The sequence below is a fragment of the Pontibacillus sp. HN14 genome (assembly GCF_021129245.1).
Classification (GTDB): Bacteria; Bacillota; Bacilli; order Bacillales; family BH030062; genus Pontibacillus.
Window position 1 is genome coordinate 54,042 of sequence record NZ_JAJOLR010000005.1, and the last position, 24,946, is coordinate 78,987.

Annotated in this window: 20 protein-coding genes; 6 read left to right on the top strand and 14 right to left on the bottom strand. The window is 42.0% G+C overall.

Features of this window, described 5'->3' with window-relative positions; translation table 11 throughout:
* Positions 1 to 56: 56 nt before the first annotated feature.
* From cydC to LQ226_RS15210, 4 genes are all read right to left on the bottom strand, one after another.
* Complete coding sequence (cydC, locus tag LQ226_RS15195) at positions 57 to 1,769, bottom strand: thiol reductant ABC exporter subunit CydC (RefSeq protein ID WP_231418811.1); 1,713 nt, start codon at positions 1,767 to 1,769, stop codon at positions 57 to 59.
* Complete coding sequence (gene cydD, locus LQ226_RS15200) at positions 1,766 to 3,499, bottom strand: thiol reductant ABC exporter subunit CydD (protein ID WP_231418812.1); 1,734 nt, start codon at positions 3,497 to 3,499, stop codon at positions 1,766 to 1,768. Before cydD ends, cydC begins: the two co-directional genes overlap by 4 nt.
* Before the next feature lie 272 nt (positions 3,500 to 3,771).
* Positions 3,772 to 3,987 (bottom strand): helix-turn-helix transcriptional regulator, encoded by a 216-nt coding sequence (locus LQ226_RS15205; RefSeq protein WP_231418813.1) that lies wholly within the window; start codon positions 3,985 to 3,987, stop codon positions 3,772 to 3,774.
* Between the two features lie 164 nt (positions 3,988 to 4,151).
* Positions 4,152 to 5,144 carry a zinc-binding dehydrogenase gene (locus LQ226_RS15210; protein WP_231419047.1) on the bottom strand — a complete coding sequence of 331 codons (993 nt, stop codon included), beginning with the start codon at positions 5,142 to 5,144 and terminating at the stop codon, positions 4,152 to 4,154.
* Positions 5,145 to 5,271: 127 nt separating this feature from the next.
* Here LQ226_RS15210 and LQ226_RS15215 point away from each other — a divergent pair, with 127 nt between their 5' ends.
* The 4 genes from LQ226_RS15215 to LQ226_RS15230 all read left to right on the top strand — a co-directional run bounded on the left by LQ226_RS15215 (position 5,272) and on the right by LQ226_RS15230 (position 8,880).
* Complete coding sequence (locus LQ226_RS15215) at positions 5,272 to 5,415, top strand: hypothetical protein (RefSeq protein ID WP_231418814.1); 144 nt, start codon at positions 5,272 to 5,274, stop codon at positions 5,413 to 5,415.
* A gap of 97 nt (positions 5,416 to 5,512) precedes the next feature.
* Positions 5,513 to 6,472, top strand: coding sequence for an MBL fold metallo-hydrolase (locus LQ226_RS15220; protein ID WP_231418815.1), 960 nt, complete (start codon positions 5,513 to 5,515; stop codon positions 6,470 to 6,472).
* A gap of 16 nt (positions 6,473 to 6,488) precedes the next feature.
* Entirely contained in the window at positions 6,489 to 7,421 is a 933-nt protein-coding gene (locus LQ226_RS15225; RefSeq protein ID WP_231418816.1) for an aldo/keto reductase, read from the top strand.
* A gap of 169 nt (positions 7,422 to 7,590) precedes the next feature.
* Positions 7,591 to 8,880 carry a GntP family permease gene (locus LQ226_RS15230; RefSeq protein ID WP_231418817.1) on the top strand — a complete coding sequence of 430 codons (1,290 nt, stop codon included), beginning with the start codon at positions 7,591 to 7,593 and terminating at the stop codon, positions 8,878 to 8,880.
* 362 nt (positions 8,881 to 9,242) lie between these two features.
* Here LQ226_RS15230 and LQ226_RS15235 read toward each other — a convergent pair whose 3' ends face one another.
* Both LQ226_RS15235 and LQ226_RS15240 read right to left on the bottom strand, forming a co-directional pair.
* Positions 9,243 to 10,019 (bottom strand): 3-hydroxybutyrate dehydrogenase, encoded by a 777-nt coding sequence (locus LQ226_RS15235; RefSeq protein ID WP_231418818.1) that lies wholly within the window; start codon positions 10,017 to 10,019, stop codon positions 9,243 to 9,245.
* Positions 10,020 to 10,192: 173 nt separating this feature from the next.
* Positions 10,193 to 11,221, bottom strand: a complete 1,029-nt coding sequence (locus tag LQ226_RS15240; protein ID WP_231418819.1) for an LLM class flavin-dependent oxidoreductase — start codon at positions 11,219 to 11,221, stop codon at positions 10,193 to 10,195.
* Positions 11,222 to 11,462: 241 nt separating this feature from the next.
* Between LQ226_RS15240 and LQ226_RS15245 the strand changes: the two genes are divergently transcribed.
* A complete protein-coding gene (locus LQ226_RS15245) occupies positions 11,463 to 12,038 on the top strand; it encodes a TetR/AcrR family transcriptional regulator (protein WP_231418820.1) in 576 nt (191 codons plus the stop codon).
* A 78-nt stretch (positions 12,039 to 12,116) separates the two neighbouring features.
* Complete coding sequence (locus LQ226_RS15250; protein ID WP_231418821.1) at positions 12,117 to 14,324, top strand: YhgE/Pip domain-containing protein; 2,208 nt, start codon at positions 12,117 to 12,119, stop codon at positions 14,322 to 14,324.
* 35 nt (positions 14,325 to 14,359) lie between these two features.
* Here LQ226_RS15250 and LQ226_RS15255 read toward each other — a convergent pair whose 3' ends face one another.
* The 8 genes from LQ226_RS15255 to LQ226_RS15290 form a co-directional block, all read right to left on the bottom strand.
* Positions 14,360 to 14,764, bottom strand: coding sequence for a hypothetical protein (locus LQ226_RS15255; protein ID WP_231418822.1), 405 nt, complete (start codon positions 14,762 to 14,764; stop codon positions 14,360 to 14,362).
* A gap of 189 nt (positions 14,765 to 14,953) precedes the next feature.
* Positions 14,954 to 16,120 (bottom strand): iron-containing alcohol dehydrogenase, encoded by a 1,167-nt coding sequence (locus LQ226_RS15260; RefSeq protein ID WP_231418823.1) that lies wholly within the window; start codon positions 16,118 to 16,120, stop codon positions 14,954 to 14,956.
* A 282-nt stretch (positions 16,121 to 16,402) separates the two neighbouring features.
* On the bottom strand, positions 16,403 to 17,521 hold the full coding sequence (gene menC / locus LQ226_RS15265; protein WP_231418824.1) for an o-succinylbenzoate synthase: 1,119 nt from the start codon (positions 17,519 to 17,521) through the stop codon (positions 16,403 to 16,405).
* The gene (locus LQ226_RS15270; protein ID WP_231418825.1) at positions 17,518 to 19,011 is read right to left on the bottom strand and encodes an o-succinylbenzoate--CoA ligase; all 1,494 of its coding nucleotides are present in this window, start codon (positions 19,009 to 19,011) and stop codon (positions 17,518 to 17,520) included. The genes menC and LQ226_RS15270 overlap by 4 nt, the downstream gene beginning before the upstream one ends.
* Before the next feature lie 623 nt (positions 19,012 to 19,634).
* The gene (gene menB / locus LQ226_RS15275) at positions 19,635 to 20,456 is read right to left on the bottom strand and encodes a 1,4-dihydroxy-2-naphthoyl-CoA synthase (protein WP_231418826.1); all 822 of its coding nucleotides are present in this window, start codon (positions 20,454 to 20,456) and stop codon (positions 19,635 to 19,637) included.
* A gap of 31 nt (positions 20,457 to 20,487) precedes the next feature.
* A complete protein-coding gene (gene menH / locus LQ226_RS15280; RefSeq protein WP_231418827.1) occupies positions 20,488 to 21,297 on the bottom strand; it encodes a 2-succinyl-6-hydroxy-2,4-cyclohexadiene-1-carboxylate synthase in 810 nt (269 codons plus the stop codon).
* A gap of 9 nt (positions 21,298 to 21,306) precedes the next feature.
* Positions 21,307 to 23,040 carry a 2-succinyl-5-enolpyruvyl-6-hydroxy-3-cyclohexene-1-carboxylic-acid synthase gene (menD, locus tag LQ226_RS15285; RefSeq protein ID WP_231418828.1) on the bottom strand — a complete coding sequence of 578 codons (1,734 nt, stop codon included), beginning with the start codon at positions 23,038 to 23,040 and terminating at the stop codon, positions 21,307 to 21,309.
* Positions 23,037 to 24,425, bottom strand: coding sequence for an isochorismate synthase (locus LQ226_RS15290; RefSeq protein WP_231418829.1), 1,389 nt, complete (start codon positions 24,423 to 24,425; stop codon positions 23,037 to 23,039). The genes menD and LQ226_RS15290 overlap by 4 nt, the downstream gene beginning before the upstream one ends.
* Positions 24,426 to 24,946: the final 521 nt, after the last annotated feature.

The window sequence follows — 24,946 nt, forward strand, 5'->3', positions numbered from 1 at the left end:
CGCATAGAAAAAGCAGCTTAAGATCCCTAATAAGATGCTCAAGCTGCTCCAAAAGTTTATACAAGCACTTCTTTTTCGATTTGTTTCATTCTATAAAAATACCCCTCATGCCTCATTAATTCCTGGTAAGAACCTGATTCTACGACTTCGCCTTGGTCAAGCACAATAATTTGATCCATCTTCTCAAGCCCCATTAGTCTGTGACTAATAAGAATGAGGGTATCGTGCTTTGCTCTTTGGAATACGTGCTCATATATATGTTGTTCAGTAACAGCGTCAAGAGAGGAAGTCGGTTCGTCGAGCAACCATAACGATTCGTCTTTTAACAACGCTCTCGCAATTGCCAGACGCTGTTTTTCCCCGCCAGATAAGTTCTCTCCCTTTTCAAGAACTGACTGATCCAAGTCAAAATGACTCAAGTCCACATGGGTCAGAACTTCATAAAGTCTATCATCTCCAGCATGCTCGTCTGCGATCTGAAGGTTATCCCGTATGGTTCCGTAAAAGTAGTGATTCTCTTGCTGAACCACATTGGTACGTGCCCAGATGTCTTCTTGACTAACTTCATGTTGTGGGGTCTCATTAAATAAAATCGATCCACTTGCAGGGTTGTAAAACTTCAACAGCAATTGAAATAGAGTAGATTTCCCAGATCCACTAGCACCCACGATCGCCGTCTTTGAACCTGCTGGAATGTGAAGGGTCACATCCTTCAAAGAATCTCTTTCCTCTCCAGGGAAAGAGAACGATACGCCTTTTAAGTCGATTGAAAATGCTTGGTCTACAGGCAAACTACTCGTTACCTCTACTTGTTCTTCCTCATCCTGGACAACTTCGTGAAGGCGCTTGGCTGCCCTACGACTATCTTCAAAGTGAGCAGGAACTAATGCCATTGGTACAGCATTTTCAAATACCGTTAATGAAATCATGATGAGCATTGCTAAGAATACGCCATCTAATTGATTATTTGCCACCAGATAAGCTCCAAATGCAATAACAAGCCATGATACCAGGAGTGTCACCATACTATTTAATGACTGATGATACGAGGCCATCTTGCCTTCTTTCTCCTGCTCATCAATATAACGAACAGATGCTTCTTCTAACTCCTTCTCTTTCGCATCGAGTTGCTGATAAAGCTTTAAATCCATAAATCCATATAAGAATTCGGTCACTTCACTAGACAAAGCACCTCGTTCTTCACGTAATCGGACTTCGATTCTTCGTTGCTTAAAAGCAAACCATGCCGGGAGAATGACCCCTGTCAGAAACAAGCCAAACAGCAATAATAACGCCACGGTGATGGAGTAAAAGACTGTAAAAAGAATCGTTGCGAAGAAAATCAATCCGAGCACAATTGGTGGATAATAAACCCGTAAAAAGAAATTTTGCAACCGGTCAATATCGCTAACAATCCTTGATAAAAGGTCTCCTGATCGATATTTATGAAAAATCTTTGGCGCCAATGGCTCTAGTTTCTCATAAAAATTGACCCGCAGCTGACTTAGCATGGTGAATGTAGCTCTGTGGGAATAGAGACGTTCCAAATAACGCCCAAAGGCACGAGCAAACCCCATAATTTTCAAAAAAGCAATCATGAGAGATAACGTATAGATCGGTGGCAGCAAGGCAGCTTTCGAAATCAAGTAACCGCTTGAGGCAAATAAAGCAACAGCTGTAATGCCTGCTAAAAAGCCAAACAACACCGATAAATAGATATCCCTCTTCTCTACCATCATATCCTTCACAACCGCTCTCAGTTCATTCACGTTGCCATACCTCCTTGTTGCGTCCTCACCATGTTCCGGTAGTGAGGATTTGCTTCGATGAGATTTGTATGAGTTCCTTGCTCTAGAACCCTTCCGTCTTCCATATACAAGATCTGATCCGCATGCTTAATCGTATGGAGGCGATGAGCAACCGTAATGACTGTGGCGTTTTGGCTAAGTTCCTGTATGGAGGTTTGTAAAATTTTCTCCGTCTGCAAATCTAATCCAGTTGTAGGTTCATCAAATAAAATGATAGTGGGTTGTTTTAAGAAAGCTCGAGCAATAGCCAGACGTTGTTTCTCTCCTCCTGACAACCCCCGACCACCTTCTCCAACCGGGGTATCATATCCATGTTCGAGTGATTTCACAAGGGGAGCAATGCCTGCTTTTTCAGCAGCTTTCTCGATAGCTTCCCTTGAAACCTCTTCCTTCTTACCAACAGCTATATTGTCTGCAATTGTACCGGAAAAGAGGTAAGGACTCTGAGATATATAACTAATCTGATCAAACCACTCCTCTTCTTTTAGTTCTGAGCGTTTATGGCCATCCACTAAAATGGACCCTTCAGAGACCGGCACGAGCCCTGCTAGTACATGAAGAAGAGTCGTCTTTCCTGATCCGCTTTTTCCTACAATAGCAGTCTGACTATAAGGAGGTAAGGTTATGTTAATATCCTTTAATGCAAACCCTTCTGCTTCATATGAAAAGTGAACACCTTCTAATCGAATAGAAGGAGGTTCCTCTTGATTCTGGATAGAATCATTCCCCCATTGAACAGGATGGTCTTCTGTATTTAAGACGTCTGAAATCTTCTGGGCTGCTCCGGCACTCCCTCTTCCTGTATGAAAGGCCTGGCCTAAGTTTTTAAGAAACAGATAAAACTCGGGCGCCAATATAAGAACAAAAAAGGCCGTGGAGAAAGTAATAGATTGAAACAAGACGAGTCTCAAACCTATTTCAAGTGCAATCAACCCTATACTTAACATTGAAATCAGTTCTAACATTAGAGAAGAAACAAATGCGATCTTTAGCACTTCCATGGTCGCGTCCCTGAAATCTAAACTGCTACCCTCAATCAGCTCTTTTTGATAACGAGCTCGACCGAAAAGTTTCAAGGTAGTCAGACCTTGGAGTGTATCGAGAAAGCGTCCTGAGAAGATCGCCATTTTGTCCAACTGCTCTTCTGACTTCTTCTTTGTCATAATCCCAATAATGATATAGAACAAGGGAATAAATGGTGCAGTAATCATCATAATCAGGCCCGAATAGAAATGCTCCATTGATACAACAACAAGAATCATAATCGGTACAATAGACGTTTGAATAACCTGAGGAATATATTGGCTGAAATAGCCATCAATCTCATCAACAGCGTCCATTACAGTGCTTACTTTATGCCCCGACTGGCCCCTCATAGATGCTTGTAGAGGATTCTTTGAAAACTTAGAAACAAGTTGTGACCTGAAATGCTCTTTTACCCTCGAAGCCATTTTGACCCCTGCTCGCCCATTCCAATACGTCAAAGCTGAACGAGCAACCAACACGAACAATAAGCTTATTAGATCAGGGATAACTTCTTCAAATTGTGCTCCCTTAAGAAATATATGGTCTACAATGGATACAAACAGCAATGCTTGTGCAATGACCGTGACCCCTAATAGAAGAGAAGAAACAATAAGCAGAAATCTGGTAGCTTTTTGTTTCCTGGCATGTTGTTTTAATACATTCATAGCGATCCTGTCTCCTTAAAGCTTTCCATTTAGGATGATTGTGAATGATTTCACATATAGTTATCTGTATTATAAAAGAAATATCATCTTTATGCATGAATTTTGCCTATTTTTATAGTAAAAATAGTCTTATTGTTCCATTAGTGTTTATTAACGGCACATGAACTATTCATTCGATAACAAAAGAAGTGAAGATAGGGATAAAATCACTTTAGTAAGGTAAAGGGTGCCAGACACCCTTTACCTTGCTAAAGCAAGAATAACTCCTGCATTTATGTTGATTGAATATTCTCTTCTCCTTCAAATATAAATAAGTCTTCAATAGAACAGTCAAATACTTGAGCTAACTTATGAGCCAGGATGAGAGAAGGTTTATATTTCCCTTTCTCTAAAGAAATGACCGTCTGTCTTGAGACCTGGAGTTGAATAGATAGATCTTCTTGTGTGATTTTCTTTTCCGTCCGTTTTTCTCTTATTAAATTTTTCATGTCATCACCTTTGTGGTTAAGCCTGCTTTACATTCAGTTTACGCGACAACAGTCTTTTGGGTCAAACCTTCTACCAGAAGAATCACGTACACAAATAAAGAGCATGAAATGAGTGTCCATTCCATGCTCTTATTCAGAAGGTATACGAACCTCCTCTTGTTCTATTAGCTAATTGTAAAACCGATCTTTCCGAAGTTTTTCGAATCTCTAATGTAAGCAAATGCATCTTGGTAATCGGAAAGGGCGAACATTTTATCTACTTCAGGTGTTATGCTATGGTCCGTTATGAAAGAAAGCATGTCTTGAAATTCTTCACGGCTTCCCATTGTAGAGCCTAGAAGATTGTATTGGCCATAGAAGAATTTACGAATATCAATTTCTACTTTATCTTCTGTCGTTGCACCAAATGTCACAACCGTCCCCCCTCTTCTTACGACACCAAGGGATTTCTCAAACGTTGCTTGACCAATACTCTCTACAACGACATCGACTTGTTCTTCTGCGAGTTCTTCTTCCCAATCAGAAAGAGTCGGAATAGCCAGATCAGCCCCTAGCTCTTTTGCCGTCTCGAGCTTTTCCTCACTGCGTGAAGTGACAATTACCTTTGCACCAGCTGCTTTTGCGAATTTCAATGCAAACGTTAAAACGCCGCTCCCAATCCCCGGAAGTAAAATGGTATCTCCTTCTTTAATCTTCGCTCTTGTAAACAATACGCGATAAGCGGTTAGTGCAGCGAGAGGTAGGACACCAGCTTGTTCCCAAGTTAAGTGAGATGGCTTCTTCTCAATGTTCTCTTCTTGTAAAACGATATACTCTGCAAACGTACCATCATCAGGTAAACCCAGTATTTCAAAGCCTTGGGGTGGCGCATCGCTGTTATGCTTCCATCCTAAACCAGGATTGATGACAACCTCATCCCCAACGTTCCAGCCTGTGACACCTTCGCCTACCTCTGCAATGATGCCAGCTCCATCTGAGCCTAAAATAAGGGGAGGCTGCTCCACCTTATGTCGATTTGTCACAGCAAGATCGCGTCTATTTAAGCCAGCTGTTTTCAACTGGACCTTCACCTTCCCTTTTTCGACTCCTGGTGCGTCACACTCTTCGTGATGTAAACCATCTAATCCTTCAATTTCTTTATGTATAATAGCTCTCATTCCATTCACTCCTTCTCTAATATCCGTTCGTTTCTTTATCATAACAATTTTTCAGACTTCCAAACATCATTTCCCTTCATACTTTTTACAAAACAACAAAATCTAATCCCACAACGGAGGTGATCTTATGGATGGCAAAAAAGAAACAGAAACATTGAAAAGAAAAGATAAAGAAGAGCATTCCTCTCTCCACGAGCAATTTATCGACCAAGCTAAAAAAACAGATCGGAAAACATTTGACCGGGACGGATTTTTAGGTAAAGGGTATTAAGTTCACTACAACCTCACCTCTCTTTGAAAGCGTTACACTGTTCAATAATCTGAATGTTTTGTAAAATAGAGGTACTATTCAAGGAGAGGTGATATATATGGAAGAAAAAGCTCCAATCTATCTTGGCCACCGAACGTATGTAATTGATGGATTTGATCTGGGGATGCCAAACCGCACAGGGATTTATGTGATTGACGATAAGGATCTCACCATAGTCGAAACAGGTCCAAGTCCTTCAGTCCCTTACATAAAGAAAGGTCTTAAAGATCTAGGATTCAAATTATCGGATGTAAAAAATATTATCCTGACCCACATCCATCTCGATCATGCTGGTGGTGCAGGATTATTCGTACAAGAGTGTCCTCAAGCTACCATCTATGTCCATCCAAAAGGAAAACGTCACCTAGTTAATCCTACTAAATTGATTGCGGGTGCCAAACAAGTTTACGGAGACCAATTTGAACCGTTATTTGATCCGATTCTCCCTATTACGGAAGATCAAATCAAAGTCGTTGAAGACCAAGAGGAACTTCAAATCGGACCTTCTGCTACACTAACGTTTTACCATACACCAGGTCATGCTAACCATCATATTTCAATTTACGACTCAGAAAGCCAAGGTCTGTTTACAGGCGATGCATGCGGCATCCGTTATCCACATACGGAAGATCATGACTTGTCTTTATATTTACCATCCACATCTCCCAATCAATTCGACCCATTCGTCATGCTAGAAACCATTAAAAAAGTAAGCCTGTTGCCTATAAACCGAATCTACTTTGGTCATTTTAGTATGTCCGACCAGCCAAACGAAGTGTTTAAATCGGTCGCAAAATGGTTACCTATTTTTATGGAAGCAGGCCATGAAGCTGCACGTAATGATGAAGACCTCACTCAATTGAAAGAACGTCTTTATGAGAAAGTAGCGGTTTATTTAGACTCTAAAGGAGTGCCAAGAGACCATGCGATCTATGGCGTACTAGAGCTTGATTTCGAGGTCTCCGCTATGGGCATCGCTGATTACTTAGAGAAAACAAAGGTCCTTCCAACTCAATAAAAAGGAGCGACAAACAATGGAAAAACAAACGAGAATAGGTAACACAGACCTCCATGTCAATCCAATTGGCTTAGGTACAAACGCTGTTGGAGGTCATAATATCTACCCTAATCTTGATGAGCAAGTCGGAAAAGATTTAGTTAAGACTGCCTTAGACCATGGCATTAACTTTTTAGACACAGCCTTCATTTATGGTCCTAAGCGCTCTGAAGAGCTTGTTGGTGAAGTGCTTAAAGAGACTGGTAAACGTGAAGAAGTGGTGTTAGCTACAAAGGGTGCTCATAAATTTGTCGGAGAAGATGTCGTGTTTGATAATTCTCCTGAGTTCCTAAAGCAAGCTGTTGAAGATAGTCTTAAGCGTCTCCAGACGGACTATATCGATTTGTTCTATATCCATTTCCCTGATGAACAGACTCCTAAGGATGAAGCCGTAAGAACTCTTAAAGAACTGAAAGATGAAGGGAAGATCAGAGCGATTGGGGTTTCGAATTTCTCTTTATCCCAGTTAAAAGAAGCAAACAAAGATGGGTACGTTGATGTGGTACAAAGTGAATACAATTTGTTAAACCGCGATGCTGAGAAGGACTTGCTTCCATATATCGCAGAAAACAATCTGTCCTTTGTCCCTTACTTTCCTTTAGCATCAGGTCTTCTTGCTGGTAAATATGATAAAAACACAACGTTTAATGATATACGTGCGAACATGCCTCATTTCCAAGGGGAACAATTTGAAAAGAACTTAGAAAAAGTGGATCAAGTCAGGTCCATCGCTGATCGCCATAATGCCGAAGTAGCACATATTGTGCTTGCCTGGTACCTCACTCGTGATGGAATTGACACCATTATTCCAGGTGCCAAACGCTCTGAACAAGTCGTCAACACTTTACAAACTTTAGATGTAGAGTTAACACAAGAAGATATCGACAAAATTGATCGCATCTTTTCCTAACCAAAAACCATGAACCGACTCGGTTCATGGTTTTTTAGGTAGCTATTTTAAGATGACAAACTCTTTCATAGAAACAACCATTTTAGGCGGAATCGAATATTGGAATCGATAAAATACAGTCGAATGGGACATAGTAAAACCGATAACTTAAAACATCAGGAGGTTCACTATGCTCAGTATTATTATCGGTCTTATCCTCTTAATGGCTTTGGCTTACCTTGGTTGGTCCATTATATGGATTGCCCCCCTAGTATCAGGAATCGTGGCTCTATTAAGTGGTATGAACATTCTCGATGCCTATACAGGAACATATATGGAAGGCTTTGTAGGGTTTGCGAAGGATTACTTCCCGATCTTCTTATTCGGTGCAATCTTTGGGAAACTGATGGAAGATACAGGTGCAGCTCAATCCGTTGCTTATAAAATCTCTAGCGTTATCGGAAAGAAACGCGCTATTCTAGGAATGCTTCTTTCAGCAGCCATCCTTACTTACGGTGGTGTTAGTTTATTTGTAGTCGTATTCGCAGTCTATCCACTTGCTGTAGCGATGTTCAGAGAAGCAAACGTATCACGTAAATTAATTCCTTCTACGTTTGTTTTAGGAGCTTTCACCTTTACAATGACAGCGATCCCTGGAACACCGCAAATTCAAAATATTATTCCAATCAATACCTTTAAAACAGATACAATGGCAGCTCCGATCCTAGGTATTGTGGCAGGACTAATTATGGCTGTAGGTGGTTATGCATACCTAAAGTTCAGACAAAAACAACTTGATTCAAAAGATGACAAATTTACAGAACCTGAAGGTGATAACCAGGTGAAGGAAATCAATGAGGATGAACTTCCAAATTGGATTTTATCTGTCATCCCTCTTATTGCTGTAGTTGTCACGTTGAACGTATTTAAAGACCTTAGTATTTTAATTGCCCTCTTAATCGGGATTATTCTTATCATGCTCTTTAACTTTAAGGATTACAAAGACTTCATCCCTGCGATTAATGGAGGCGCATCAGGTTCTGTTATGGCCACCATTAACACGAGTGCGGCTGTCGGTTTCGGATCAGTTGTAACAGCTTCCCCTGGGTTTGAAACGGTTAAAGAATTAATTTTTGATATTCCATTAAGCCCTTATTTCTCCGAAGCCTTCGCTGTGCAACTTCTTGCTATGATTACAGGTTCAGCTTCTGGTGGTATGGGAATTGCCCTTGAAGCCCTTGGTGAGGAGTATTACAATATTGCAGTTGATCAAGGATTAAGTCTTGAAGCCTTTCACAGAATTACATCCGTAGCCTCAGGTGCCTCAATCCTGCCGCATAACGGGGCTTTATTGACGCTTTTCACCGTTACAGGTTTAACACATAAAGACTCTTATAAAGACGTATTCGTCGTCGGTCTCCTCATACCAATGGTCGCCACCATAGCGATTATCTTCTTAGCTATGATGGGAATTAATTAATCCATTAGAAAAGCCAAACAAGAGCTTGGAATCCAGGCTCTTGTTTTTTGTGCAAGAATAGCACTCTTATTAATGGGCTTTGTTGATTTCTACGGTGTTCCACAAAAAAGGCCTTATATGGAACAATTGATGTAAAAAAGTTTTCCAAGATGGGGCCGCCATATTGCCGTATCTGATTAAGATGCTTCCATTCATCCTTGCATGGCAAAGGTGGGCCTGGAAACTGCGAGACTCCCGTGGGCAGAAGAGCCAGTCTTGTTCCAGCGTGGAGGACCGTACGCTCATGTTAAAGTTAACGGAACCATTTCTCATAGTAAAAAAAATACCCTAAGAGCATTGTACTCTTAGAGTATCTTCATCCATTACTGAACGGTATATCCACCATCAATAACAGCCGCTTGGCCAGTTATACTTTTCGCTTTGTCACTCACTAAGAAGATCGAGTAATCAGCAATTTCCTGAACTTGTAGCAAGCGCTTCTGAGGAACAAGTGGGTAAATAACCTCTTCTAAAGCTTTTTCTTTATCGATATTTCGTGTCTTCGCCAAGTCTTCTAATTGATTCTGCACAAGTGGTGTGTCTACGTATCCTGGACAAATAGCGTTCACCGTAATTCCGTGGTCAGCACCTTCTAGAGCTGTAACCTTTGTCAGACCTATTACACCATGTTTGGCACTATTGTAACCAGCTTTGCCTGCAAAACCGATTAAACCGTTAATCGATGCCATATTTAGAATACGACCATATCCTTGCTTTTTCATATGCGGGAAGGCATATTTAATTCCAAAGAAAGGCCCTTTGAGCATAATATCTAAGATTAACTCAAACTTCTCACTAGGGAATTCTTCGACAGGGGCAACATGTTGAATACCTGCATTATTGACTAAGATATCAATCGAACCAAACTTCTCGACCGTCTTCTCAATCGCGTTCTTCACATCTTCTTCTTTCGCAACATTCGCCACTACGCCATCTACTGTGTGACCTTGAGATCTTAGTTCCTCTATGGATTTATTTAATGTTTCCTCATTAATATCGTTTAGCATAACCTTTGCGCCAGCTTTAGCAAACTCTGTTGCAATTTCAAAGCCAATTCCCTGACCAGAGCCAGTAATAAGAGCAGATTTTCCTTCAAGCATACATGCTTCCTCCTTTAAATGTACTCTAGATTACTTTGCCCAACTTTCTAAAATTCCATCAGAGAAACCAAAATAAATATAGTTTAACAAAGTAAAGGAGTAAAGGGTGCCTGACACCCTTTACTCCTTTACTTTGTTAAAAAAAGAGCAGACATCAGCCTGCTCTTTAGATGCTATTCTCCTTTAAACAGTTCAGCTACGAGTTCATAAGAGTGACGACGAGCTTCATGGTCATAAATTTGGGAGATGACCATCACTTCATCAGCGCCTGTTTTTTCAATAAAGGATTCTAGCTGATGTTTCACGGTTTCTTTACTACCAATAATGGAAGAACCTAATTGCTGTTTTAAGGCTTGCTTCTCCCGTTCTGTCCAGATCCCTTCCATAGAATCAACAGGTGGCGGTAAAGGTGATTCATTCTTCCTTATCAAGTTTAAGAACTGCTGTTGGAGGGTCGTAGCTAATCGCTCCGCTTCTTCATCCGTTTCTGCAGCAATCACATTTACTCCCACCATTGCATGAGGTTTTGATAAAGAATCAGATGGCGTAAATGTTCGCTTGTATAAATCAAGTGCCGGAACAGTGTCTCGAGGAGAGAAGTGACTGGCAAACGCAAACGGTAGCCCCTCTTCTCCTGCCAATTGAGCACTATATCCACTTGAGCCCAGCAACCAAATCGGTATATCTAATCCTTCACCAGGGTAAGCACGTACATGTGGATTGGCTGGACCACGTGAAGGATCAAAGTAGCTTCTGAGCTCTTCAAGTTGATCAGGGAAGTCATGGGGACCGCTCTGACCTCCACGCCTTAACGCGTGCGCTGTCAACTGGTCAGTACCAGGCGCACGACCAAGCCCTAAATCAATACGCCCAGGGAATAAGGATTCCAGTGTTCCAAACTGTTCAGCGATGACTAGTGGCGCATGGTTCGGAAGCATGACTCCTCCTGATCCCACTTTGATCGTAGACGTTTGTGAAGCCACGTGTCCAATTAAGACTGAAGTAGCAGAACTTGCGATAAAAGGCATATTATGATGCTCCGCTAGCCAGTAGCGGTTATATCCAAGGCTCTCCGTATGCTGAGCCAGATCTACAGTTCTCTTAAAAGAATCAGCCGGACCGCCATCTTCTCGTATAGGAGCTAAATCCAACACGGAGAAAGGGATCGACTGAAGTATATTCGTTTGATTGTTATCACTCATTGTTTCATCTTCTTTCTTTAAAGTATGATGATGGTAAGAGCTATTTCTCTTACCTAGTATGAGACAGTGTAACAAGATTTCTTTCGTGTGCCTAACGAATTGCTCATCCTTTCTTATGATTCCACATATGGTAAAATTTCAAGAAAATGAATGATAAAAAAAGGTTGCACGATAAAATGAAAGGTGTATAATCAAATTTAGACGAAATGACTAAATCGTTCAAATGGTCAGGTGATGAAAAATGTCCAACGACAGAAAACAACAAATCATTCAAGCGGCTAATCAATCGTTCGCCACATTCGGGTATAAAGCAACGACAATGGATCATGTTGCAAAAGCAGCTAATGTGGGAAAAGGAACGATTTATAACTTTTTCAAAAACAAAGAACAACTTTTCCAGGAAATCATCTCTAACCTCTTGTCAGAGATGAAAACACAAGCAGAGTCCGTCATTGATGATCAGAAGCCATTGAAGGAGAATGTCCATCTAGCTTTATACGAGCTCCTTCAATATCGGCGCAGCCATCAACTAACCATTCAGATGGTACAAGAAGCCAAAGAAATGGGGACTGCTGCGGTTCAGGAAGCTCTTGCTAATGTTGAAGGGTTAATCACTGCTTATCTTCGCGAAAAGATTGAACAAGCAATTGAACGGGGAGATATCCGATCTTGCAACCCAGAAATGACGGCCTTTATGATGTTCAAACTCTATACAGCATTTATCATAGACTGGGAAGAACGTCATCAACCACTCGAAAAAGAAGACATCATGCATTTGTTTGATGAATATGTATTTAAAGGGTTATCACCATCTTGATGATTGATGATCCTTTTCTTTTGCCGCATTATGACCAAATGAACGATTTAGTCATTTATTACTTAGGAGGGTAACTACATGAATGGTTTTAAATTATGGCTATCCGAATTAAAACACATCGGTAGCAACAAAAAAGTACTTATACCATTTATTGCGGTATTAATGATTCCGCTTATTTATAGTGGAATGTTCTTATGGGCGTTCTGGAATCCATATGGCAGTATGGATCAACTTCCAGTCGCTATTGTCAACTCAGACGAAGGGGCCGAATTTAACGATGAACCCCTTACAGTCGGAAAAGAATTTGTTGATAATTTAGAGGATAGCGGAGACTTCAAATATGAAGTGGTTTCTAAGGAAGAAGGTTACGATGGATTAAGCAATCATGAGTATTATATGCTTGTCGAAATTCCGGAAAACTTCTCATCTTCCGCTACCACGATCTTAGACGAGAATCCAGAGAAACTTCAGTTAAAATATGTACCAAACGAAGGATTTAACTTCCTCTCTGCTCAAATTGGTGAGTCAGCAACAGAGCAAATGAAAGCAAAGTTAGCTGATGAGATGTCTGAAACGTATGCCAATGCGATGTTCGCGCAATTTAATGAATTGAAAACAGGTCTTGCCGATGCTAGTACAAAAGCAGGTGATTTGAATAACGGTGCCAAAGACCTTGACTCTGGAGCTAAAGAATTAAAGGAAAAACTAAGAACGTTCTCCGATAAACAACTTCAATTTACAGATGGAACGCAAGAATTGCGCCAAGGTACTTCTGAAGTAGCTACAGGAGCCAATGAACTTAACCAAGGACTTTCAGCTCTTCAAAACGGATATGGACAAATCGTTTCAGGGGCCAATTCATCAAAAGATGGAGCCATTCAATTACGAAACGGACTATCCCAATCTAAAGATGGAGCTGCTCAACTCGAACAAGGGTTAGCACAACTCGTTCAACAATCAGGTGGATTAGAACAGTCATCTCAGGAACTCTCAAATTCTCTAAAAAGCCTGAATGGCGGTGCTCAGCAGGTAAACCAATCAGCTGCTACCCTATCTGAAAAAGTAGGGGGGCTAAAAGAAGGATTGGCACCCGTGATTGCACAAATGCCTGAAGAACAACAACAGAAAATTCTAGCGCAACTTGAACAATTAAACCAAGGTGCCAAGCAGCTATCAGGGGCCACGAGCCAGCTAGCTACCGGTTCACAGCAAGTGGTCGAAAAAACAGCTTCTCTTCCGAACCAGATGGCCTCTCTTTCAGAAGCTCACTCCAAGCTTCAACAAGGGGCAACTGCTCTCTCTGCAGGTCAGAACGAATTATATAACGGTGCTTCTGCACTCGTTCAAGGACAAGAGAAGTTTGCAGCAGGCGTCCAAACGTTTAATGATAAATTGACTAGCGCTAACACAGGTGCTGCTCAATTAGCTGATGGTGCTGCTCAAGTAAACCAGGGAGCAAACGAACTCTTTAACGGCTCATCTCAGTTAGCTGACGGGTCTCAAAAGCTTGCAAAAGGCGCTAATGACCTTTCTTCAGGAACAAATGAGTTAACTTCAGGCACAAGCGAGTTCGAAAGCAACCTCTCAGAAGCTAGCTCAAAAGCACAAGACGTCCAAACGAGCATGAAAACTGAAGAGATGCTTGCCAAACCAGTAGATTTAGATAAGAATAGCGTTAATGAAGTCCCTAACTACGGAACTGGATTTACTCCATATTTCTTATCTCTTGGACTATTTGTAGGTGCGCTAATCATTACAATCGTTTACCCAGTCAGAGAACCTTCCGCTGCACCACGAAATGCATTCAGCTGGTTCTTTGCTAAATTTGGTGTACTCGTGAGTGCTGGACTTATTCAAGCGGTCATTGCCGCTAGTGTGATCTTGTATGGGTTAGGGTTAGAAGTAGAAAGTGTTCCTTACTTCTACTTGTTTAGTATATTAACTAGCCTAACGTTCATGGCCATGATTCAAGTCCTTGTTACAACCCTTGGAGACCCAGGTCGTTTTATCGCGATTTTAATTTTAATCATGCAATTAACAACAAGCGCTGGAACATTCCCATTAGAATTAATTCCAGAGCCACTACAGATCTTTAACCCAGTTCTACCAATGACATACTCTGTAGAAGGGTTGAAAGCCGTCATTTCTGAAGGTGATTACAGTCTAATGTGGCAAGATAGTAGCATATTAGCTATCTTCTTACTAGGATCTGTGATTATAACAATTGGCTACTTTATTGTAGCAATGAGAAAAAGACGATTAACTAGTGTAGATGACGCTGCTTAAATAAAAAAGATCACCTGTTTTCAGGTGATCTTTTTTTATTGCTCCAAAGTCGCTTGGTAACTCTTTAGTTTTTCATTCGTTTCAACGATTAACTGCTCAATCTTATTCACATCTGGAGAAGGTTTTTGAGCTTCCCCAATCAAAGGATAAAGGCTCTCTTCAATGATTTTATAATCTTTCGGGCTCTTTTCTTCCACTTGATCTTCAATTACATCCCATGCTTCATCAAGCTTTTTTCCCGCTTTGTTAAGTTCAGATAACTTTGCATTATTTTGTACAGCCATTTGTAACGTATCAATAGCTGCAAGTACTTGATCGATTCCTTCCGATACTGACACCCCACGTTCCTCTTCCTCTGCTGAAGCCTGATTCATGACAGGGGTCATGACAATATTCAGTGCGAGCACTAAGCATGGTACTATCCAATAGATTCGTTTCATTATTCCATCGTCTCCTTTTGCTGGTCTCGGTGCTTACTTTTTCCAAATATACAACGAACTATGCACGCGATTCTTTCATTCTTTTTATGTAAATGGAAACTAAAAAAGTGTGACCGCTAGCTATAACACGGGTGGAATGCAAAACAAAAAACACCGCCTCTTATGGAGGCGGTGCAAGCAATGATTCTATTAGAATGTTACATCTTTCCCATAATAAGCTGATTCAAATAGCTTCTTCATTTCTTCTTCAGAAGTCTCGCGTGGATTTGTACCCGTACAAGGATCATCCATCGCGTTTTTCGCCATTTGATCCACATGTTCTTTAAACAGATCTTCTGAAACGCCAAATTCTTTAAGTGTGTTCGGTACACCCATTTCACGGTTTAATTCACGAACCCATTCAATCAAGGAATCCACAAGCTGCTCTTGTGTATCGCCTTGTAACTCAAGACGTTTTGCCATTTTAGCAAAACGATCTCCTACGACACTGCGGTTAAATTGAATCACATACGGAAGGTAAATACCGTTCGCACAGCCGTGTGGCACTTCAAATGTTGGTCCACTCTTATGCGCCATGCTATGCACATTACCTAGCACTGCATTCGCAAATGCCATACCAGCCATTGCTTGAGCATAGTGAACTTTTTCTCTCGAATCTTGGTTGCCTTTATAGGAACTAAGCAGATGTTCATTTAGGATTTCAGCAGCTTCAATAGCCAGAGAATCCGTAAACGTCGTACGTGGTTTAGCCACATAAGCTTCAATACTGTGTGTTACAGCATCCATACCACTATAAGCAATCACTTTTTGCGGCATCGATTCGACCATAACGGGATCGATAACAGCTAAGTCTGGAGTTAATTCAAAGTCAGCTAACGGGTGTTTAACCCCTGTTTCTGAATCCGTAATAACGGATAAGTTTGAAATTTCAGATGCCGTACCACTTGTTGTTGGAATGCCAATAAATTTCGCTTTTGTGCGAAGACCTGGCAAGTTAAATGGTTCCATTGCATCTTTAAATGAAAGATTCGGGCGTTCATAGAAAATCCACATTGCCTTAGCAGCGTCCATTGGGGAGCCACCACCAATGCCGATAATCCAATCAGGTTCAAAATCATTTAGCGTGCCAAGATGCTCTTGAACTAAATTAGTCGAAGGCTCTTCTGTGATGCCCTCAATCACTTTCGTTTCTATATTAGCCTTAGCCAGATGGCTTTCAATTTTATCTAAGTTTCCATTCTCCTTAACCGATCCACCACCGATTACAAGGATAGCTTTCTTCCCATCTAAGGATTCGAGCGTCTCTAACGCCCCTTCTCCGAAGTAAATATCTCTTGGAATTGTAAAACGATTCATACCTTTTAGCCTCCAATACGATTAGATAGTGAAGAAATAACCGTTTTTAGAGGTGAACAAACCTATGAAGGCAATAATGATCGGTTTTACTCATAGGTCCATATCGCTAATCCGCTTACATAAGGTGTCTTTAGGACCACCTACCCTGCCCTATTCTTATTCCATAATAGGGTAGGTTTGATGGAGTATTCCCGTTAATTGTGGATGGCGCGTAAGGTGAGCATTGGAAACAACTTCGAACGTTCCATATAAGGCCGCTTATAGGGAACATAAGAGCATTCGTTAGGACGAATGCTCTTTAAAGTGATAGGTAAATGTGTGTTCTGTAATTTGTTCGATGCGTCTCTGGTTAATTTCAAAACCAATCCCGGCCTTATCATGTGGGACTTCTACCTGACCGTTTTGTAACTCGACTTCTGGGATGATTACGTCTTCATGCCAATAACGCTTAGAAGCAGATAAATCTCCCGGAATGGTCATGCCAGGGAGGGAGGCAAATGCAAGGTTATGAGCTCTAGAAATTCCAGTTTCAAGCATCCCTCCACACCACGCATCTACTCCAGATGATTCGCATAGGTTATAAATCTTCATAGCCTCCGTAAGCCCACCTACACGACTAATCTTAATATTGATCGTTTTACAACTACCAAATTGAATAGCCTGGTAGGCATCATGATAGCTTTCTATACTTTCATCTAAGCAAATCGGCGTATTCATACGTCCTTGTAGTTCTCGGTGTAAATAGAAATCACCAGCGGCGAAAGGCTGTTCGATCATCAGAAGCCCGAGGTCGTCTAATGAAGCCAGGTGATCTAAGTCCTCTTCTTCGTAGGCTCCATTTCCATCAAACATAATAGAGAGGTCTGAGGAAAGACCCTTAACCGCTTCGATATCTTCACGCTCATGCCCCTTTCGCACCTTCACTTTTATTCGCTTATAACCTAGTGATTCATATAGAGGGACGAGTTCATTCAGATTCTCGGATAAGCTTATCACGACACCCACAGGGATAGAAGGTTGTGTTCCACCAATAAGAGAAGGAAAGGATTGGTTATTTTGTTTAGCATACAAATCCCAAAGAGCCCCTTCAAGGGCTGCTTTTGCCATTTGATGGCCTTTTTCTTTCTTCAAAAGTTCCGGTAGCTCAGAGGGATGTTGGACCTTTCCTTCTTCCAGTACAGGAAGAAAATGATCCCTCAACATCACCCAACACGTTTCTACCGTTTCAGCTGTATAAAAAGGAGTCGAAAACGCAACCCCCTCTCCCCAGCCTGAACACCCATCAGCATCCATTGCTTCGACTAGGATGCCTTCTCGTTCTTTCACGGTTCCTGCATGTGTCGTAAAAGGTGTTACAAGTTCCATTGTGTACCGATAAAGTTTCACAGAAGCGAGGTTCATTGAACATTTCTCCTCTGTTTCAGCCAGTTAGCCAGTTCTCTGCGTAACAACTTATTGGTGGCATTACGCGGTAAATGATCGACGAAGTAGAGTTCTTTTGGTTGTTTATAAGAAGCAAGACGATCGTTACAAAAGGTTAGAACATCTTCTTTTGTTAGAGACGTGCCTTCCCTTCTGACAATAAAAGCTACGGGCACACTCCCCCATTTTTGATCTTCTTTACCAACCACACCCACTTCTTTTACTTGATCCATTCCGCTTAAAACCCCTTCAATCTCCGCTGGGTAAATATTTTCACCACCTGAAATAATTAAATCCTTCCGGCGGTCCACTACATATAAGAAGCCATCTTCATCGACATAGCCAAGATCTCCTGTTCGTAGCCATTCTTTTTGGATGGTGTCTTCATTCGTTTCGGGTCTTCGATAGTAGCCCTTCGTCACCATCGGGCCTTTAACAACGATTTCTCCTATTTCATCAGAAGCTGCTCGTTTCCCGTCTACTTCAATTGAAAGTTGCGCTGGGAATAAGGGTTTCCCTGCCGATCCGATTTTGTTTAATGCATAGTCCGGACTTAGCGTTACAATTTGTGAAGATGTTTCCGTCATTCCATACGATTGGAACACGGGAACAGATTTCTCTTTTGCTTTATATAATAATGGTTCAGGTGCAGGACCGCCCCCTAAGAGCATCCCACGAAATTCATCAGGATACCGTTCAGTACCCAGTCGGTCCATCAGACCATCTAGCATAACCGTTACGACTGATACCGTCGTAACGCCTTTATTCATAATGGCATCATGGACCTTCTCGACATCAAAGGAAGTATGGAGGTGGACAGGCATGCCATAAATAACACTTTTCATAAGGATTGATAGTCCTCCTACATGGAAAAGGGGTAAAGCAGCCAGCCATTGGTCTTTTTCCGTAATGCCAAGGTTCAATGCAGAACTCACTGCACTCCACCAGTGATTACTATAGGATAAGAGAACCCCTTTGGGAGAACCGGTTGTGCCAGACGTATATAAAATTGTGTAAGGATCTTCCATTGTGACCTCTTTCAGAAAATCAACAGAACGAGCTTCAGAACTCATCAGCTCTCCAAAGGAAAGAGAAGGAATGTCTGTTTTTTGTGTAAGTTCATGGAGCGTATCTTTAAATCCGTCTTCCCCCACTACATACACACACCCTGCATCCGTAACCTGAAAGACTAGCTCATCAATGGTTAAACGGGTATTTAATAACACCCCAACAACTCCCAAATAGGAGAGTGCGTGCACGATCTGAACCATTTCAACAGAGCTCTTCGCATAAACTGCAATATGATCTCCCTTATGGATTCCAAGAGTGGATAATCGAGAAGCCCTATCCTTTGCTCGATGCTGAAGCTCAGCAAACGTCAAGCTCTCTTCATCCGTCACAAGAGCCGTGCGCTCAGGTGTTAAAAATGCACGTTGATCTAACCAATTGGGCATTGTTTGTTCGCTCATGTTCCTCACCCTTTCTACAATTCCATCCAGAACTTGTTTGTTATAAGATTCTCATAAAATCTATGGTTTATTTTGATTTAAATGGGCCCGTTACGTTTGATGAGTGCTTGGGCTTGCTCGGGGACAACTAGCTTTCCTGCGGGGAGCTGGGGAGCCTCCTCGTTCGCTATCGCTCTCTGTGGGGTCTCCCCTAGGCTCCTTCCCCCGCGGGAGTCTCGATGTCCTCGAGCAAGCCCTGGCTATTGTTCTAGAAACAGCCCCGCATTCTAAAGGCGCCAACGGTTGAAGGGGTTTCGCATATGGCATGTTTCCGTTACACCATGTATAGCAAAGGTGGGGCGGGAAATTGCGAGACTCCTGCGGCAGTAGGAGCCTAGGGAAGACCCCGGAAAGCGCGTAGCGATTGAGGAGGCTTCCCAGCTCGCCGCGGAAAGCGAGTGATTTCCCGAACCACCTTACACTCAATTATAGCTAACGGAAACATTCTCTCAGCTTCGAGTGTACAGCAATTTTGCCCGATTACTGAACAGTTGCCTTTGGCATAGTCAAAGAAAAGAGGGTGCCCATGAGGCTCTCCCGTAGGAGAAGAGCTCATCACAGGCACCCTCTGATTATCGTTCGATTTATGGGAAACGCGGGAACTGTTTGAAGTCTGGCTTGCGTTTTTCTTTGAACGCATCGCGACCTTCTTTTGCTTCATCTGTTGTGTAATAAAGAAGCGTTGCGTCGCCACCCATTTGTTGAAGACCTGCAAGGCCATCTGTATCAGCATTAAAGGACGCTTTCAAGAAGCGTAGCGCTGTAGGTGATTTCTCAAGCATTTCCTGACACCATTGTACCGTTTCTTCTTCAAGCTTTTCTAATGGAACAACGGTATTGACCATGCCCATGTCCTCTGCTTCTTTAGCAGAATATTGACGGCACAGGTACCAAATTTCACGAGCTTTCTTATGGCCAACCATACGGGCTAATAATCCAGCTCCATAACCTGCGTCGAAGCTGCCGACTTTTGGTCCTGTTTGTCCAAAGATTGCATTATCAGCTGCAATTGTAAGGTCACATACAACGTGAAGAACGTGGCCTCCACCAATCGCATAACCTGAAACCATGGCAACAACCGGTTTTGGAATCACACGGATTAAACGTTGTAAGTCTAAAACGTTAAGGCGTGGAACTTCATCGTCCCCTACATAGCCTCCATGACCGCGAACTTTTTGGTCTCCACCTGCACAGAATGCATCGTCTCCTGCACCTGCAAGAACAATAACACCAATTTTAGAATCATCACGAGCGTAAGAAAACGCATCTAACAATTCTTTAACGGTATGAGGACGGAAAGCATTACGTACCTCTGGGCGGTTAATCGTAATTTTCGCGATTCCATCATTAGTTTGATAAAGGATGTCATCATAGTGACGTTCATTAATCCATTCTACTGCTGACATATGTATATTCCTCCTTTTAATTATAGCGCTTTCATCTAGTCTCACTAGAAAAGATGAATTCACTTACTATTTTAGCAAAAGTTTGCGCTTGTTCCACGTGAATTGCATGACCAGTTTGTGGAATGTTGTGATGAGAGGCATGCAAGAAGTGATCTTCCATTTGATTTGCAATGGCTGTAAACTTCTCATCCCATTCTCCTGTTAGGAGCAGGACAGGGCTTGTAAATGTTGATAAGCGGTCCCACCATGATGGCTGAACCCCTGTCCCCATACCTCTTAATGAGGCAGCTAGACCTTTTGGAGATTGTTTCATACGCTCTCTACGTATCTCACTTTGAATCTCTTGTGGTAAGTTCTTTTGACTTTGAAACATATCAAGATTCTCCCACTTTTCCACAAAAGCTTCAATACCATCTTTCTCTAAAGATTGGGCTAATCCTTCGTCTTTTGTTTGCCTGGCCAGTTGATCTTGTGTGGAATGAAGTCCTGGACTTGCGCTTTCAAGCGTAAGACTCCTCACCATTTCAGGGTATGCCATTGCAAAGGAGAGAGCTGTTCTCCCTCCCATAGAATAGCCTACTACATGAACAGAGGGCAAGGAAAGGTGCTCTAGAAGTTCACTGATATCTTTACATACCGATTCCATGGTAAACCCAGCTGATGCTTCTGTCTTCCCGTGGCCAGGAAGGTCAATCCGTATCCATTGTATACGGTTTTGATCGTTTTCAACCAGGTTATCCCACGTAGAGTGAGTACCTGTAAAACCATGTAAAAGTAATACAGGTATCCCTTGCCCTACGCTTTCCACCCAATAGTCTTGTTCGTGTATCGTTATATACATCGTCCACCATTACCCTTCTAATAAGGCTTGTTCGATCTGCTTCCACTTCTGACGATGCCAAGTAGCATTTTCTTCACGATCTGTTTTTACTTCTATGACGGAAAGCCCTTTTGTTTCAACGAGACTAGACGTTAATTCCTGAAATTCATTCCTTGAATTCACCTGTGTAAACGAACCACCATACATCTCAATAACTTTACTAAAATCAAGAGACAAAGGGGTTCCAAACAGTGGTTCAAAGTGGTCCTTATGCTCAGCTTGAGGTAAGAAAGAGAAAATGCCTCCTCCTTCGTTGTTGATAACCACAATCCGAAGGTTCAAACCAAATTGCTTCGCCGCAAAGAGACCATTTAGATCGTGAAAGAACGATAAATCTCCTAACACTAAGGTAACGTCTTCTCCATGAGCAGCTGCACCGAGTGCACTTGAAACAACGCCATCGATCCCGTTGGCCCCCCGATTAGCCATAGTTCTGACTGATTTAGGAGTGGTCAACATAAATGTATCTAAATCACGAATAGGCATGCTATTTCCTACAAATAGGGTCCCTTTTTCAGAGAAGCTCTTTAAAATCTCTGTAAATACATGACCTTCTGACAAGTTATGACCTTCAACCTCTGTCAGAATAGCTTTTGCTTTTTGATTCGCTTCCTGCCATTTCTTTAACCAACCAACGTCAAAGAACGAAGACTCTAGATGGTTGACCCACGTCTCACAGAATTGCTTTCCGTCAGCTAGGATCAAGGAAGCTTCATTTCCACTTGGATCCCTAAATCCCTCATAGGATTCAACCACATATTGTTCAATTTCTGGGTGGTCTTGAAGCATAAGCCAATAAGGCTTAGAAACAGGCATAGCACCAAACCGGATAATGAAATCAGGAACAAATTGCTCTCGGACTCCCGGGCTTTTCAAAATCGCATCATAAGCTTCAATGACATGGTCTTTCTCATGCTGCCCAGCCCGCACTTGGGACAGAGGATCCGCTAAGACAGGTAGCTGTAAATACCGGGCAAGCTGTGTAACAGCTTCTGGTAGTCCCGGATCAGTTTGAGGACCACATACAATCAACCCTTTTTGATGCTTTTCTACGCGTTGTTTAATCTCTTCAACGGCCTCATGTTGAAGCTTTCTTTCCCCTTTATAGGCATAATGAAACGATCGTTCAGTACGTTGGCCCCATAAATGGTCAAGAGTGAAGTCAGGGATAAGCGGTGAGCGAAACGGGAAATTCAGATGAACCGGACCCGCGTTATGATCAAGAGCTGTATGAAAGGCTCTAGCTGCTTTACTTCGTACGTAACGAAGCATCTGTTCACTGCTCTCAGGAAGCGCCATCTCTTCGAACCATTTTACGTATTGACCAAACATATGAATTTGATCAATAGCTTGGGGAGCCCCTACATTGCGGAGTTCGTGTGGACGATCCGCTGTTAAAACGATGAGTGGGACTCGACTATAAAAAGCTTCCACAATAGCAGGATAATAATTTGCCGCAGCTGTTCCAGATGTACACACAAGTGCTACCGGACGTTGTTGTTCTTTTGCGATTCCTAAGGCAAAAAAAGCAGCAGAACGTTCATCAACGTGAATCCAATGATGAACGTCTTCATGCTCAGCGAATGTCATTGATAATGGTGTCGACCTTGATCCAGGAGAAAGAACAACATCTGTTAATCCCGTGTGAACAAGTTCATCTACAAAGTTGGCCACGTATCTGGTCAAAGTTTCTGTGTGTGTCATTCTTTTCCTCCTAGGGCGTGGATCATAGGTAAGAATTTAACTGCTGTTTCCTGATATTCTTCTTCCGGATCGGAATCTTCTACAACCCCACACCCAGAGAAAAGAACTGCCTCATCTTTTTTCAATAGGGCTGAGCGGATAGCAACTGCAAATTCACCATTTTGATAGCTATCAAACCAACCTACAGGAGAAGCATACCAACCCCTGTGAAAGGGCTCATATTCACGAATGAACTGTAAAGAGTCCTCTCTTGGGTAACCTCCTAATGCTGGTGTCGGATGAAGCCTCTCGACCACATCTAGTAATGAAACCCCATCCTTAAGAGTTCCACTTACAGGAGTATAGAGATGTTGAAGATTGCGAAGCGGGTACAAGACAGGTGCGTCCGGAACGTGAACATTTTCACAACAACCTGTTACAGCTTCTTTAATCATTTGAACCACGAAATCATGTTCCTGTAAGTTTTTCTCATCATTCAAAAGCGCTTCTCCTAAAGCTTCATCCTCACTCGGAGTCTTCCCTCGCGGAACAGTCCCTGCTAAGCAAGTAGATAATAGCTCGTTATTCTCTACCTTAACAAGACGTTCAGGTGTGGCTCCTACAAAACAAGAATCTCCGCTTTCAAAGGCGAATATATAACTTTGTGTTTGTTCTTCTTTCAGCTTTCGAACAACTGACGCAGCTTTTCGATCATCAGAAAAGGAAACAACCATCTCTCTGGCTAATACAACTTTTCCGATTTGATCGGTCTTAATATGATCGGTCGCTTTTGAGACAATTTGTTTAAATTCAGCAGGTAGGATTTCTTCTTGTCCTGTAACCTCTACACGCTCTTCTTCTTTATAACGGCCTGAAATCAGGTTCTGATATTCTTTCGTAACAATGTTGTATAATTCCTCTTCATTGTCATTAGGATGAATCATAAGGTTAAGGGTTAGATACGTATCCTCTCCCCACTCTGTTAAAAGGTACATTGGAATAAAGACTTTGCTATTCGGAAAATCTTCCCAAGTTCCGTCACCTTCCTTTAGCGGATCAAACGAAAAACCGCCCAAAGCTACAGGCCCTGTACCTGGTATTTCATATGGGTTCAGAACAACAGCATCCCCTAAGAGATCATTCCACATTTGGCGAGTTGAGAAGAAACGGTTTCGATCCGCCTCAAATGTATAGGCTGAACCAACGCCTACGAGGGTGAACGTCGTATCAGCACTTGTCCAATAAACCCGCTCTCCCTGATAAACCTTCCCAGCCTGAAAAAAACCAAGGGAATCAACCGAATCCAGCTTAGTGGTGACACTTACAAGCTGAGGTTTCTCAATATGCTTTCTATTTGAAAGAGCTTTATAAAGCTTTTCATGATAATACGAAGTTGTTTCAATCAAATAAATGCCCTCCAATCATCAGGGACTTTGTCACTATATATTTTGGCACAACAGTACTATTATATCGAAAAAATCATTACAAATCATAAAAATCCCACCTTTATTTTATTCCCTTTTTCAACATAGCTCAAGTAAAAAGAAAAGCGCAGGTGGGTTGACTTATCACGCTAGGTCCTAACCGCCGGAGCTGGACACTAAAGAAAAGCGCAGGCGACTGTTTAGCCCCGTATGCATAAGCAAAAGAACGGAAGTTCGCAAAGCGGACTGCAGTTCTCTTGCTTATGACACTAGGGGCTAGGAGCCGGAGATGGATCAAAAGAAAAGCGCAGGCAGGATAAGCCGGAGTTTGACTACAACCGTCCCGACAATAAACAACTTTTAACCATCCCACTTCATGTGGGCTTTCGCACCCTGCAAGCTCTTCAATGGTAGGTAATCAAGGCTTTTTCTATGTTGACAGTGTCATACAGTTTGCCTAAACTGAAATAGGACTATGATGAAATGGTCATGATTAAGGAGAG